This window comes from Nocardia citri, from assembly GCF_054065835.1.
Map to the genome: position 1 here is coordinate 114,865 of NZ_JBSUQM010000017.1, position 13,745 is coordinate 128,609.

Sequence of the window (13,745 nt, forward strand, 5' to 3'; positions counted from 1 at the left end):
ATGAGTACCGCGCCGCGGATCGATTGGGAAGCCGCCGCCGACCTCGTCGTGATCGGCGGCGGTGTCGCCGGGTTGACTGCGGCACGGACGGCATCGCTGCGCGGTTTGCGGGTACTGATCCTCAGCAAAGGCGGCCCGACGGATACCGCGACCCAGTACGCCCAGGGCGGTATCGCCGTCGTTGCGCCGCATGAGGATTCGGTGAAATCGCATGTGCGCGACACGGTAGAAGCCGGTGCCGGACTATGCGACGAGGCGGCGGTGCGCTCGATCGTAGAAGGCGGACAGGCCGCTGTCGCCGCACTGACCGATCTGGGCGCGGTCTTCGATCTCGCGCGGGACGGTCAGATTTCGCGTACCCGCGAGGGCGGGCACAGCGCGCGGCGGATCATCCACGCCGGGGGTGATGCCACCGGCGCCGAGGTGCAGCGTGCGCTGAACGCAGCCGGACTGCCGGTCCTGTTCGGCACCGCGGCACTGGAGGTCGTTACCGGGCGAACTGGTGTGCAGGGCGTGATCGCGGTGTCCGAGAACGGTTTCGGAGTCGTGCACGCACCGGCTGTGCTGCTGGCCACCGGCGGGCTCGGTCAGTTGTACGCGCTGAGCACGAATCCGCCGGGTGCCACCGCCGACGGCATCGCGCTCGCACTGTGGGCCGGTGCGACGGTCGCCGATCTCGAATTCGTGCAATTCCATCCGACGGTGCTCTACACCCCCGGCGGACTCGGCAGACGGCCGTTGATCAGCGAGGCGGTCCGCGGCGAAGGCGCGACACTGGTCGATTCCGAAGGGAATTCGGTGACCGCGGGTGTGCACGCGCGTGGTGATCTGGCACCGCGCGATGTGGTGTCGCGTGCGATCGCCGCCCGGATGCGCGCACTCGGCACCGACCACGTCTACCTCGACGCCCGCGCGATCGACAGCTTCCCACAGCGTTTTCCGACAATCACCGCATCGTGTCTGGCCGCCGGGATCGATCCGCGTGCCGATCTCATTCCGGTCGCACCCGCCGCGCACTATCAGTGCGGTGGGGTCGTGACCGATACCCACGGCCGGACCGCGGTTCCCGGTCTGTACGCCGCGGGTGAGGTGGCGCGGACCGGACTGCACGGCGCCAACCGGCTGGCCTCGAACAGTCTGCTCGAGGGACTGGTGGTCGGTGAGCGAGCCGGGGTGGCCGCGGCCGAACGTCTCGGCGAGGAGGCACATGTGACGGACGTGTCCTTCCACACCATTCCGCGCGCGACCCGAGCCTTGGTGCAGCACTCGATGACATCGCATGCCTGCGTGGTTCGCGATGCCGCCGGGCTGGCGGAGGCGGCCGTGCGGTTGCGTGATGCGGTCTCGCACAGTGCGGCGAGCCGCTTGCGTGCCGAGCTGACCACTGCCAACCAGCGATTCACGGGCGAGCTGAGCGACATCTCGGCACGCAACGGCGCGCCGAGCGGCGCCGCGGATGTCAACGCGTCGGCCGCGACACAACGCATCACCGCGTTCGAGGACGCCGCCCTCACCCTCACCGCCCAGGTGCTCCTGCTGTCCGCGGCAGCCCGCACCGAAAGCCGCGGCTCCCACACCCGCTCCGACCACCCGACCCCCGACGATCACCAATGCCGCAGCCGCGCAGTACGTCTGGGCCCAGAAGGTCATCCCGTCCCGGCCCCGGACGGCCTCGACCCCACCACCTGGACCCAGGAAGCCATCCCCAGCGCCTCATGACCGCGGCAGGGTACGAGACATTCCGCGAACGATGCGGGCAAGTTCAACAAGGAGAGTACTGATGGGACTGGATACCGGCCTGGATCGTGACGAGGTGCTGGCCCTGATCCGCACCGCGCTCGATGAGGATCTGCGCTACGGCCCGGATATCACCACGGTGGCAACGGTTCCCGCCGACGCCGCGGTGAAAGCATCGGTGGTTTCGCGCCAGCCGGGTACCGTGGCCGGACTCGATATCGGCCTGCTCGTGCTCGACGAGGTGATCGGTACGGGCAATTACGAAATCACCGACCGGGTCGCCGACGGCACCCGGGTCGAGCCGGGCCGGTCCGTACTCGAGCTGGTCGCGCCGACCCGCGGCCTGCTCACCGCCGAACGCACCATGCTCAACCTCGTCTGTCACCTGTCTGGCATCGCCACTGCCACCGCCGCCTGGGTCGACGAGGTCGCGGGCACCAACTGTCGCATCCGCGACAGCCGCAAAACCCTGCCCGGCCTGCGTGCTCTGCAGAAGTACGCGGTCCGCGTCGGCGGTGGCGTCAATCACCGCATGGGTCTCGGCGATGCCGCCCTGATCAAGGACAACCACGTGGTGGCCGCCGGTTCCGTGGTCGCGGCCCTGCGCGCCGTCCGCGAGCTGGCACCGGATATCGCCTGCGAGGTCGAGGTGGACAGCCTCGAACAACTCGACGCCGTCCTGGCCGAAAACGTCGAACTGGTCCTGCTCGACAACTTCCCCCTCTGGCAGACCCAAGCCGCCGTGCAACGCCGCGATGCCCAGGCACCCAACACGAAACTCGAATCCTCCGGCGGTCTGACCCTCGCCGACGCCGCCGACTACGCTCGCACCGGCGTCGACTTCCTGGCCGTCGGCGCCCTCACCCACTCCGTCCGTGTCCTCGACCTCGGCCTGGACATGTAGTAACGATCGGTCAAGCGGTGAGTTCGCGTTCCAACGGTGTGCGGAAGCGGGGGATGGCGCGAACTTCGTCGTACCAGGTGGCGGTACGGCCCGCTTCGACTTCGATAAGCGATTCGGCTTCGGAGCCGATGTCCTCCAGTAGGCGATAGACGATTTCGCCGTCTTTGCGTTGGGCCCAGCCGCCGACTATGCGGCCGTTGCACCAGATGGTGGGACCGACGTTTCCGTTGCGGTCGAAGAGCATCGGTGCGTGGTCGCCGAGGTACCAGTCGCGGGACTGCCAGCCCATGGGGGTGGGGTCCAGGGCGGGCAGTAGGGCGGCCCAGGGTTCCGGTTCGGGGGTCGGTTCCCGGTCGTCGGCGAGTAGCAGGCCGGTGCTGCCGTCGAGATCGACCTCCACCACATCGAGTGCGGCGAGGGCCTTGCGGACTTCGGTGAGCGTCCAGCCGGTCCACCATTTGATATCGGTGATCGGGGCGGGCCCGAAGGTGTAGAGCCACTGCCGGACGAGTTCGGCGCGGGCCGCATCGGCGGGCATCGCCGCAACACGGTGCGGCAGCCAGGTTTCTATCGGCGCCCAGGTGTATTGGCTGCTCGTCCAGCTGCCGTTCGGCCGACCGCGCACGATGCGCCCCTCGGCACCGAGGATCACGAGCACCCAGGTGGTGATGCTGTTGGGGCGCGAATACGCCTTGTCCGGAGCCGGATTCACCTGCGTGCGCAGCCGAGGCACGTCCTTGCTCAGCTGCGCACCGGTCGCCGCTGCGCGCGCCAAAAGCGCCCTGTGCGTTTCGTCTTCGACATCAGCGAGCCATGCGCGCGCATCTCCGTCGACAACTCCGGCCTGAGCGATGAATTTGCTATAGGTGCGACGTTGCTTCTCCGCCAACGCATCCGCGCACGATGCCTGCAATACCGGCAGTAATTCGACCGGTGCGACGAACATGGTGCGCCGCATCGCGAGCAGACGCAGCAGCGTCCGATCGTCGTACAGCGCCTTCTCGACATGTGCGGGCTCGGCGGTGATACTGCGCGCGCTCACCGACAAATACACCGTCGCCGGATCGGTCGCATGCAGTACGACGAGGGATCGGACGATGTCGGCAATGTCATCGGTGCGGCACCCCGGCGTGAGGCGATGCCGCCGTGCAAGCCGGGCCCGCCGCTCTGCCGCATCAATCGAACGCATATGCGAATAGTAGCGGTCGGATACCGAACTGCTGCGGATCCACCCGCAGCATCTGGCACGCCTCCGGGACCGCGGCGATTCTCGCGGGCATCGGCCGGTTCGGTGGTCTCATGGCCATCGGCGCGAGCGTGCCCGCCGATCGGCACGCCGAGGCAAACGCCGCACAGAACGTCGGCGGCTATCCGCCGCCGCCCTGCTGCCGCTCTCGGCTGGATTGCTCAGTGCCACAGTCGGTTTGCCAGCGGGCGCGTCGACCTTCGCGGGCATTGTCGGTGCGACCGCGGTGCTCGGCGCGACTCGCCCGTCGCCGCGACCGGGCAGCAATAGCAGCATGTCATCATTCCAGGATGAGACACCTACTGCTGACGCTCGGCTGTGCGCTGTTCGCCGCGGTGTCGACGACAAGCCTGATGGCATCGCCCGTTTCGGCCGAACCCGAATGTGCGGTCCAAGTGGATGTGCGGCCGGTGACCCTGACGGTGGACGGCGAGGACGCCACCGGCCGGGTATACGAACCGTATCGCTGTGCGGCCGGCGATCCGACTCCGCGCGATCTGGTCGTCGCGGTGCACGGCCACGGCGCCGGCTCCGCCGATTTCGCCGAATATATGACCGCGATCGCCCGCCGTACCACGACCCCGATCCTGTCCATGGACGCCCGCAGCGCGACCAGCGTCTGGCGGACCGGCGAATGGAATCTGTGGGCGGGCTGGCGCGATATCGTCGCCGCCACCCAGTGGTACAAGAACGCGCATCCGACCATCGGCCGCACCGTGCTGTGGGGTTGGAGCCAGGGCGGCACTATGAGCGGCCTCGCGACGGCCTACGCTCCGCAGGGGCTTTTCGACTACTGGGTCGACAATTACGGTCCCGCGGATGATTTCAGCATGTGGCTGACTTCGGCGGCCGTCGACCCCGCACTGCCCGCCCAGGTCGAACGCGATGCGAACGACTGTGTCCCCACGGTCTGCCCGCAGTCCTACGCCGAACGTTCGCCCGCGCTGCTTGCCGCCCGGATGAGCATGAAACGCGCCTTTCTCATCCACGGCACCGCTGACGATGTGGTGCCTTACTCGGCGACCCTGCTCATGCGGGCGGGACTGTTGGCCGCGGGTAAGCCCACCTCGATGTACACGATCGTCACCGGTCGTGACCTGTACGGGAACGTGGTCCCCGGCGATCACAGCATCGGTCCCGCGTACTTCGAGGGCGGCTGCGTCGTCGAGCGCCTGCTGCTCGGCTCAGAGCCCATCGACGGACCCGATCGCGACTATCTGGTCGACGTCGCCCGTGGCATCGTGACCGCCCCGCCGGCCCCACCGAATGCCAAATGCGCGGCCTAGGGAACACCTCGCCTTCATCACCGAATATCCCAACGGCACCTGCGAAACCCGCGAACTCGAACTCGCCGAACTTCCGAAAATCCTCACCGAGGTGTTCGATATCGAGCTGTCCGAACCCGACGCCGCCGTCCTCGCGCAAGGGCCTTGGCTCCCCTGAAGTCCGCACCTTCGCACCCGTTGTGCGCCACGGATCGCGACACCGGCGGTACGGCTTCCTCGGTGCGGGCTACCTGAACTGGTCGCGATCGGCCATTAGAGTCGGCCGGGTGCGTGCCAACCGGAATCTTCTCGTTCTGTTCGCAGCCACCGCCCTGGCACTTGGTTGCAGCTCAGGGCCGGACCAGCCCGACACCGTCGCCGGGCGGTTCGCCGATGCCCTGAGCCGGGACGATATCGCCGCGGCCGCCGCGCTCACCGACGATCCAACCAAGGCCTCGGATGTGCTGGGCAAGCTCTACGACGGGCTCGGCAAGGGGGTGAAATTCGAGGTCCGCGGCGTGGACAAGAACTCCTTCACCCTGGCCGCCACCTGGAAGTTCGGCAAGGACGGCAAGAACGAGTGGAGCTACACCACCAACGGTTCCGCCGGCGATTCCGGTGCCGGCTGGAAGATCAAATGGGATCCCGATACCGTCGCACCCGGTCTCGCGCTGGGCCCGCTGAACTATGCCACCACCTATCCGAAGCCCGCACGCGTGCTGGAGGCGTCGGGCGGTGAGTTGATGACCGAGCAGGTGGTCACCCTGGTGAACGTCGCCCCCGGTGCCGACACCGCAGCGCTCGCGGCCCTGCTCGCTCCCATCACTGATATCACCGCGCAGTCACTGCAATCGGATCTGGCTGCGGCGCAGGGCAAGCCGATTACCGCGGTCATCTTGCGCGACGCCGATATCGCCCCGATCCAGACGGCACTGGCCGCAGTTGCGGGCGTCACCCTGGCACCGCAGACCCGTCTGCTCGCCACCGATAAATCCCTCGCGTCACCGGTCTTGTCCGGCCTGGCCGACCTATGGCAGAGCTCCGCTGACGCGGCGGCAGGCTGGGCGGTGCGGGCCCAGACCGCCGATGGCACCGAACGCGTCGCAGGTCAGGATCCGAAACCCACCGCGGATATCGTGACCACCCTCGACACCGATCTGTTGCGCTACGCGGAAAGCGCGTTGACGCCGATCACCCAGCCCGCAGCCATCGTCGCGCTGCAACCTTCCACCGGAAAGGTGCTCGCTGTCGCGCAGAACGCGGCCGCCGACGCCGAGGGACCGATCGCGCTCACCGGCCTGTATCCGCCGGGTTCGACCTTCAAGACCGTAACGGTCTCGGCCGCACTGCAATCCGGCGCGGTGACGCCCGACACCGTGCTGTCGTGCCCGGCCACCGCGAATATCGAGGGCCGCCGCATCCCCAACGACAACAACTTCGACCTCGGCGATGTCCCGCTGCACACCGCCTTCGCCCGGTCTTGCAATACCACCATGGGCCAACTCGCGGTGAATCTCGCACCGAACGGACTCACCGATGCTGCGGCACAACTCGGCCTGGGCATCGACTTCGTCACACCTGGTCTGACCACTGTCACCGGCAAGGTGCCGACGGCGGACACCGCGGTGTTGCGGGTGGAGTCCGGAATCGGTCAGGGCAACGTGACAGCGTCACCGTTCGGCATGGCGCTGGTCGCCGCATCCATCGCGCGCGGATCGATGCCGTTGCCGATGGTCGTCGCCGGGCAGCCCGGCGTGGCCGATCACACTCCGGCGCCACTGGCGCCGACCATCGATGAGCAGCTGAAAACCATGATGCGCGAAACTATTACCGGCGGCACCGCCACCGCGCTGCGAGATATTCCGGACCTGATCGGCAAGACGGGCACCGCCGAGTACATCGATGACAAGCACGCACACGGCTGGTTCGTCGGCATCGACGGTGACCTGGCGTTCGCCGTCTTCGTCAGCGATGCGAACAGTTCGGGTCCGGCAGTGGAAGCCGCGGGGCGTATGCTGCGCGCGCGGCACTGAGCGACACGTCGAATCACCACGGCAGCGCCATTCGGTGCGGTGTGGGCGGCGAATATACCCCCGCAGCCGTGTGCCGAGGAATGTGCCCCGCTACACTCGTCGGCAGAACGCGTTGATGGTCAATACGCGTGATGTCACGATTTCGAGAAGGTTCGGAGTAGGCGCCATCGATACCGGTCAATTGATCGCGGAGCACTACCGCCTGGTCGAGCGGATTGGTAGCGGCGGCACGGGTGTGGTTTGGCGTGCCGTCGACGAACGCCTCCAGCGCTCGGTCGCGGTGAAGCAGATCCACATCAAGCCGAGCCTGCCCGAAGCCGAGCGCGATGTGGTCCGTCAGCGTGCGATCCGCGAGGCCCGCAATGCGGCCCGCTTCCAGCATCCGAATGCGATCGTGGTCTTCGATATCACCGAGCACAACGGCGATCCGTGTCTGGTGATGGAGTATCTGAAGTCGAAGAGTCTGGCGGGAGTGATCTCCGCGCAGGGCATGCTGCCGCTGACCCAGGTCGCGCGGATCGGTGAACAGGTCGCCTCGGCGCTCATCGCCGCGCATCACGCCGGAATCGTGCACCGCGATGTCAAACCGGGCAACATTCTGCTCGACGACACCGGCACGGTGAAGATCACCGACTTCGGCATCTCCCGCGCCACCGGTGATGTCACTCTCACCGAAACCGGTCTGATCTGCGGTACCGCGGCCTATCTCGCACCGGAGGTGGCGCGCGGCGCCGACCCGACGCCCGCCGCCGACGTATTCGCCCTGGGCGCAACGCTTTTCCACGCACTCGAGGGTGAACCGCCATACGGTTCCAGCGCCAACCCGCTCGCCGTGCTCTATGCCGCGGCGAACGGCCAGGTCAGCGAGCCGCGCAACGCGGGCCCGGCGACCGAGTTCCTGCTGGATCTGCTCAGCCCGGACCCGGCCGACCGGCCGACCATGCGCGCTGCCCGCGAACATCTCTCCGCGCTCGCCGATTCCGGCTCCGCACCGGTACACGCCGGATTCGTCCCCGCCAGTGAGGCTTTCGGACGTGGCGAATCCGCGACCCGTGCACTGCGGCCATCCGCGAATCCGACGCCGGAACATCAGCCGACCGCGCGGCAAGCACGTCCGGCGCCGCCGCCACCGCGAAATTCCGTTCGACCCAGCAGTTCCGGCGGTGCGTCGCATCCGATAACCGCCGCGCATCCGCAGACGGCGACGCAGCCACGTCCGGTGTCGCGCAAGTCCGGTGGCAAGCGCAAGGCCGTCTTGGTCGGTGCGACCATCGGTGCGGTGGTGGCCGTGGTAGCCATCCTGATCGGTGCACTGAATCAGTCGGGGCCCAATACGCCGGCGGTGCAGGCGAGTCCGCCCTCGTCGTCCGCCTCGAAGAGCACCACTTCCACGGCTGCCGCGGGCTCGCCGGGGCAAACGAAGAGCGTCGGCCCGGCGGACTCACGGCAATCCATCGATCAAGTGGTGGACTTCTACAACAACCTCACCTATCTGAGTTTCGCGGCTGCATGGAAACAGTTGACTCCCGCTGCCCAGCGGGTGTACGGCAGTCAGTCAGCCTTCCAGGATTACTGGACGCAGAATCGGGTCACGGCCTTCAACACTGTTGATACGGCCGGTGGTGGTGCCGGCACCAACCCAGACGGTTCGGTGGATATCAATGTGGCCAGCGTGACCTATGCGGGCCAGAACAGGTCGATGACGTTGCGGTTGATCAACCCCGGCAGCGGCGCCCCACTCATCGACAGCGACACCCGCAGCGGCAACGCGCGCTAGCCAGGCCGGCGGGTGCGGTGCGCTATCGGCACACGGACCGCACCGGGGTCTGCCCCCGATTCGTCAGCGGCGTGAGGGCGGTGGCGCTCGGCGAATCCGGTTCGGTGGTGCATGATCAGCGCCTGATCCGGATCGTTGGGCAGGCGCGGGGTTTCGAAGCCCAGCTCGAGCCGGCCGACCACCGGGTGCCGGCGTGCGTACGCCCATACCTGGGCTGGCCGCTTGTGGGGCCGTCGGACGCGGTCGAATGGGTATGCAGGTCGATGCGCGCGCCTTCTTTTCGGCCACATCCTGGTCGAGCCCGCGGTGATCAAGCGCCTTGTCGCCGCCTGACCGGTCTTGCCCGATCATCCGGGGCAGGCGGCCGAATGCGACGGTCTGGCCGAACCCCGCCTCAGCTGACCCAGCGGTCAGTATTCGAGTTCGCGCCAGGGGATCTGAATCGGGAACGGGAAGTCGATCTCTATGTTCCCGGCGTTGTCGGGATCATGCACCAGCCAGGAGGTAGTTGGCTGAATGCACCGGGCGGACTCTGTCCGGCAGTTCGCCGGGTCCCGGCTTCAGGCCGTACGCGCGCCCTGAAGTGATCGCAACCGCCGCGCGAGGTAGATGTCGTGGATAACCGGTGGCACGGGACCGATAGGCTGGTAGCTGGAGCGGAGCGGAGAATACCGACCGCTCGGCGTCGAGCACGGCGTCCAAGGATCAGGACAGACAGGATCGCAGACCTCATGACATCCCGCATCGAGCTCGCCCGCGTCGATCTGCGCGGCCGTACTCCCGCCGCCGCCGAGCTGCGCACCGCGCTGCCGCGTGGGGGAGTCGACGTGGACTCGGTGCTGCATCAGGTGCGACCGGTGGTGGAGGCGATCCGGGACCGCGGGGTGGCGGCCGCGCTGGAGTTCAGCGAACAGTTCGACGGCGTGATCCCGGCGAGCGTGCGGGTGCCCGCCGCCGAACTCGATGCCGCGTTGGAGAAGTTGGATCCGGCCGTGCGCACGGCACTCGAGGTCGCCATCGAACGGACCCGACAGGTGCACGCCGATCAGCGACGCACCGACACCACCACCGAGGTCGTGCCCGGTGGCACGGTCACCGAGCGGTGGGTGCCGGTCGAGCGGGTGGGGCTCTACGTGCCCGGCGGCAATGCCGTCTATCCGTCGAGCGTCGTGATGAATGTGGTGCCCGCGCAAGCGGCCGGTGTCGACTCGCTGGTGGTGGCCTCACCTCCGCAGGCACAGTTCGGCGGGCTGCCGCACCCGACCATCCTGGCGGCAGCGAAGCTGCTCGGGGTCGAGGAGGTATGGGCCGTCGGCGGTGCACAGGCCGTCGCGCTGCTGTCCTACGGCGGTCTCGATACCGATGGCGCGCAGCTCGAGCCGGTCGACCTGATCACGGGTCCCGGCAATATCTTCGTGACCGCCGCCAAGCGCCTGTGCCGCGGCCTCGTCGGCATCGATGCCGAGGCAGGCCCCACCGAGATCGCGATCCTGGCCGATGCCACCGCCGATCCGGTCCACGTCGCGGCCGATCTGATCAGCCAAGCCGAACACGATGTGCTCGCGGCCAGTGTGCTCATCACCGACAGTGTCGAACTCGCCGATGCGGTGGATGCCGCGCTCGCCACCCAGATGACGGTGGTCAAGCACGCGCATCGGGTACGAGAGGCTTTGTCCGGCAAGCAATCCGGCACGGTGCTCGTCGACGACATCGAACAGGGCCTGCGGGTGGTGAATGCCTACGCCGCCGAACACCTGGAGATCCAGACCGCCGATGCGCCCGGCGTCGCGGCCCGTGTACGCAGCGCCGGCGCGATCTTCGTCGGCGCGTACGCCCCGGTCAGCCTGGGCGATTACTGCGCGGGCTCCAATCACGTACTTCCAACGGCGGGTTGTGCGCGGCACTCCTCGGGCTTGAGCGTGCAGACCTTCCTGCGCGGTATCCACGTCGTCGAATACTCCGAGACCGCACTCAAAGACGTCGCCGGTCACGTGGTCGCCCTGGCCAATGCCGAGGACCTGCCCGCACACGGTCAGGCTGTACAAGCACGATTCGAGGCACTGGCATGACCCCCGAGATCACCGTGCCCGGCTCCGGTGTCAGCCTGGACGACCTACCGCTGCGCGCGAACCTGCGCGGCAAAAAGCCTTACGGTGCACCGCAATTGACGGTGCCGGTGCAGCTGAACACCAATGAGAATCCGCACCCGCCGAGCCGAGCCCTCATCGATGACGTCGCCGAATCCATTCGCGCCGCCGCCACCGACCTGCACCGCTACCCCGACCGCGACGCCGTCGCCCTGCGCACCGACCTGGCCGAATATCTGACCCGCCAGACCGGCACCGCAGTGCACACCGCGAATGTCTGGGCGGCCAACGGCTCCAACGAAATCCTGCAGCAACTGCTGCAAGCCTTCGGCGGTCCGGGCCGCAGCGCACTGGGTTTCGTGCCGTCGTACTCGATGCACCCGATCATCTCCGAGGGCATCGATACCGAATGGGTCGAGGCCAAGCGCAATGCCGACTTCTCCCTCGATATCGACTACGCGCTCACCGTCATTGCCGAGCGGCGGCCCGATGTGGTCTTCGTGACCAGCCCTAATAACCCCACCGGACACAGCATTCCGCAGGCCGACCTGGCCCGGATTCTGGCCGCAGCACCGGGCATCGTGGTCGTCGACGAGGCATACGGCGAATTCTCCGCCGAACCGAGCGCGATCGCCCTGATCGATCAGTACCCGACGAAACTCGTGGTCAGCCGCACCATGAGCAAGGCCTTCGCCTTCGCGGGCGGCCGTCTCGGCTACCTGGTCGCCGCCCCCGCGGTGATCGACGCGATGTTGCTCGTGCGACTGCCGTACCACCTGTCGGTGGTTACCCAGGCCGCTGCCCGCGCGGCCCTGCGCCACGCCGACGAAACCCTCGCAAGCGTCGCCGAACTGGCGGCACAGCGTGACCGCGTCGCGGCAGCGTTGAGCGCCATGGGTTTCGAGGTGATCCCCAGCGATGCCAACTTCCTGCTCTTCGGTCGTTTCACCGACGCCCCGCGCGCCTGGCAGCACTATCTGGACTGCGGCGTGCTGATCCGCGATGTCGGTATTCCGCGATATCTGCGCGCCACCATCGGTCTGGCCGCCGAGAACGACGAATTCTTGCGTGTCAGTGGCACATTGGCCGCCACCGACCTCACCATCCGATGAATCCGCCTGTGGAGGAAGTAAAGATGAATCGCACCGCGCGGGTGGAGCGCGTCACCAAGGAATCGAATATCGTCGTCGAGTTGGACCTCGACGGCACCGGCAAGACCGATATCGCCACCGGTGTCCCGTTCTACGACCACATGCTGACCGCGCTCGGCGCACACGCCAGCTTCGATCTGACGGTGCGCGCCGAGGGTGATATCGAGATCGAGGCGCACCACACTGTCGAGGACACTGCCATCGTCTTCGGCCAGGCGCTGGGTAAGGCACTGGGCGACAAGTCCGGCATCCGCCGCTTCGGCGATGCGTTCATTCCGATGGACGAGACCATGGCGCACGCTGCGGTAGACGTCTCCGGCCGCCCCTACTGCGTACATACCGGCGAACCCGATCACCTGCTGCATGCGGTGATTCCCGGTTCCGGACCCGGTGCACCGTATTCGACAGTGCTCAACCGGCACGTATTCGAGTCGATCGCGCTGAACGCCCGCATCGCCCTGCACGTGCGGGTGCTGTACGGCCGTGACCAGCACCACATCACCGAGGCCGAATTCAAGGCGGTGGCGCGGGCCTTGCGCGCCGCCGTCGAACTGGATCCGCGGGTGAGCGGCGTGCCATCGACGAAGGGGACGCTGTGACAACGAAATCCGTCGCTCTGCTCGACTACGGCTCCGGCAATCTGCACTCCGCGCACCGCGCGCTGATTCGCGCGGGTGCGAATGTCGAGGTGACCGCCGATGCCGATATCGCGCTGGCCGCCGATGGGCTCGTCGTCCCCGGTGTCGGTGCGTTCGCCGCGTGCATGGCCGGACTGCGCGAGGTGAAAGGGGAGCGCATCATCGGTCAGCGGCTGGCCGGCGGTCGTCCGGTGCTCGGTATCTGCGTCGGCATGCAGATCCTGTTCGAGCGCGGGGTGGAATTCGGTGTGGAAACCGACGGGTGCGCGGAATGGCCGGGCGTGGTCGAGCGCCTGTCCGCACCTGTGCTCCCGCATATGGGCTGGAACACCGTGTCGGCACCTACCGACAGCGTCCTGTTCGCCGGAATGGCAAGCGATACCCGTTTTTATTTCGTGCACTCCTATGCCGCGCAGACCTGGGACCTGCCGCCGAGCGAACACTTCGCCGCGCCGAAGCTCACCTGGGCCGAACATGGCGTCCCATTCCTGGCGGCCGTCGAGAACGGTCCGCTGTCGGCGACGCAGTTTCATCCCGAAAAGTCCGGTGATGCGGGCGCGCAGTTGCTCCGCAATTGGGTGAACTCGCTGTAAACACGCGCTGGCCAGGCGATTTGACATCGTGCGCGCCGATAAGTAACTTTATTCGAGTCAGAGCGACACGGACACCGACCCGGAGCTTAGCGGCCTGGGAAACGAGGTAGGGCGAGGAGCGCCTGACAATCACACTGGTTCGGAAGGTTCCTGATTTTGTGTTGGGAGTCGGCTGAGCTAAGCTTCATCAAGTTGCCTCACTGAAGCCCGGAATTAACGCCGGAGTGAATGTGTGTGCGTGTGTTCTTTGAGAACTCAATAGTGTGTCGATGAATGTCAGTGCCAATTTTTTTTTGGTTCCGATCCTTTCATAC

General features: G+C 66.9%; 11 protein-coding genes. 10 read left to right on the plus strand and 1 reads right to left on the minus strand.

Translation table 11 applies throughout. The features are described 5' to 3' along the window. The gene (locus ACW2Q0_RS21985) at nucleotides 1-1,719 is read left to right on the plus strand and encodes an L-aspartate oxidase (protein WP_457192771.1); all 1,719 of its coding nucleotides are present in this window, start codon (nucleotides 1-3) and stop codon (nucleotides 1,717-1,719) included. Between the two features lie 61 nt (nucleotides 1,720-1,780). Then, on the plus strand, nucleotides 1,781-2,641 hold the full coding sequence (gene nadC, locus ACW2Q0_RS21990; RefSeq protein WP_457192772.1) for a carboxylating nicotinate-nucleotide diphosphorylase: 861 nt from the start codon (nucleotides 1,781-1,783) through the stop codon (nucleotides 2,639-2,641). A gap of 10 nt (nucleotides 2,642-2,651) precedes the next feature. Here the strand turns inward: nadC and ACW2Q0_RS21995 are convergent, their stop codons facing one another. After that, complete coding sequence (locus ACW2Q0_RS21995; RefSeq protein ID WP_457192773.1) at nucleotides 2,652-3,830, minus strand: winged helix DNA-binding domain-containing protein; 1,179 nt, start codon at nucleotides 3,828-3,830, stop codon at nucleotides 2,652-2,654. Nucleotides 3,831-4,177: 347 nt separating this feature from the next. Here ACW2Q0_RS21995 and ACW2Q0_RS22000 point away from each other — a divergent pair, with 347 nt between their 5' ends. The 8 genes from ACW2Q0_RS22000 to hisH all read left to right on the plus strand — a co-directional run bounded on the left by ACW2Q0_RS22000 (nucleotide 4,178) and on the right by hisH (nucleotide 13,431). Next, nucleotides 4,178-5,173, plus strand: a complete 996-nt coding sequence (locus ACW2Q0_RS22000) for an alpha/beta hydrolase family protein (protein WP_457192774.1) — start codon at nucleotides 4,178-4,180, stop codon at nucleotides 5,171-5,173. Then, nucleotides 5,154-5,330 carry a hypothetical protein gene (locus tag ACW2Q0_RS22005; RefSeq protein ID WP_457192775.1) on the plus strand — a complete coding sequence of 59 codons (177 nt, stop codon included), beginning with the start codon at nucleotides 5,154-5,156 and terminating at the stop codon, nucleotides 5,328-5,330. Before ACW2Q0_RS22000 ends, ACW2Q0_RS22005 begins: the two co-directional genes overlap by 20 nt. Before the next feature lie 109 nt (nucleotides 5,331-5,439). After that, the gene (locus tag ACW2Q0_RS22010; RefSeq protein WP_457192776.1) at nucleotides 5,440-7,185 is read left to right on the plus strand and encodes a penicillin-binding transpeptidase domain-containing protein; all 1,746 of its coding nucleotides are present in this window, start codon (nucleotides 5,440-5,442) and stop codon (nucleotides 7,183-7,185) included. A gap of 115 nt (nucleotides 7,186-7,300) precedes the next feature. Beyond that, nucleotides 7,301-8,962: a protein kinase domain-containing protein gene (locus tag ACW2Q0_RS22015; protein ID WP_457192777.1), complete on the plus strand. Its 1,662-nt coding sequence runs from the start codon at nucleotides 7,301-7,303 to the stop codon at nucleotides 8,960-8,962. Nucleotides 8,963-9,693: 731 nt separating this feature from the next. Beyond that, nucleotides 9,694-11,031 (plus strand): histidinol dehydrogenase, encoded by a 1,338-nt coding sequence (gene hisD / locus ACW2Q0_RS22020; protein ID WP_457192778.1) that lies wholly within the window; start codon nucleotides 9,694-9,696, stop codon nucleotides 11,029-11,031. Further along, a complete protein-coding gene (locus tag ACW2Q0_RS22025) occupies nucleotides 11,028-12,161 on the plus strand; it encodes a histidinol-phosphate transaminase (RefSeq protein WP_457192779.1) in 1,134 nt (377 codons plus the stop codon). Before hisD ends, ACW2Q0_RS22025 begins: the two co-directional genes overlap by 4 nt. A gap of 23 nt (nucleotides 12,162-12,184) precedes the next feature. Further along, nucleotides 12,185-12,799, plus strand: coding sequence for an imidazoleglycerol-phosphate dehydratase HisB (gene hisB / locus ACW2Q0_RS22030; RefSeq protein WP_433193344.1), 615 nt, complete (start codon nucleotides 12,185-12,187; stop codon nucleotides 12,797-12,799). Then, on the plus strand, nucleotides 12,796-13,431 hold the full coding sequence (hisH, locus tag ACW2Q0_RS22035; RefSeq protein WP_063041819.1) for an imidazole glycerol phosphate synthase subunit HisH: 636 nt from the start codon (nucleotides 12,796-12,798) through the stop codon (nucleotides 13,429-13,431). Before hisB ends, hisH begins: the two co-directional genes overlap by 4 nt. The last annotated feature ends 314 nt before the right edge of the window (nucleotides 13,432-13,745 follow it).

What these genes read in the sequence shown, in the direction of transcription:
- ACW2Q0_RS21985 (WP_457192771.1), top strand. Translation starts at nt 1, where the DNA reads ATGAGTACCGCGCCGCGGATCGATTGGGAAGCCGCCGCCGACCTCGTC.
- nadC (WP_457192772.1), top strand. Translation starts at nt 1,781, where the DNA reads ATGGGACTGGATACCGGCCTGGATCGTGACGAGGTGCTGGCCCTGATC.
- ACW2Q0_RS21995 (WP_457192773.1), bottom strand. Translation starts at nt 3,830, where the DNA reads ATGCGTTCGATTGATGCGGCAGAGCGGCGGGCCCGGCTTGCACGGCGG.
- ACW2Q0_RS22000 (WP_457192774.1), top strand. Translation starts at nt 4,178, where the DNA reads ATGAGACACCTACTGCTGACGCTCGGCTGTGCGCTGTTCGCCGCGGTG.
- ACW2Q0_RS22005 (WP_457192775.1), top strand. Translation starts at nt 5,154, where the DNA reads ATGCCAAATGCGCGGCCTAGGGAACACCTCGCCTTCATCACCGAATAT.
- ACW2Q0_RS22015 (WP_457192777.1), top strand. Translation starts at nt 7,301, where the DNA reads ATGGTCAATACGCGTGATGTCACGATTTCGAGAAGGTTCGGAGTAGGC.
- hisD (WP_457192778.1), top strand. Translation starts at nt 9,694, where the DNA reads ATGACATCCCGCATCGAGCTCGCCCGCGTCGATCTGCGCGGCCGTACT.
- ACW2Q0_RS22025 (WP_457192779.1), top strand. Translation starts at nt 11,028, where the DNA reads ATGACCCCCGAGATCACCGTGCCCGGCTCCGGTGTCAGCCTGGACGAC.
- hisB (WP_433193344.1), top strand. Translation starts at nt 12,185, where the DNA reads ATGAATCGCACCGCGCGGGTGGAGCGCGTCACCAAGGAATCGAATATC.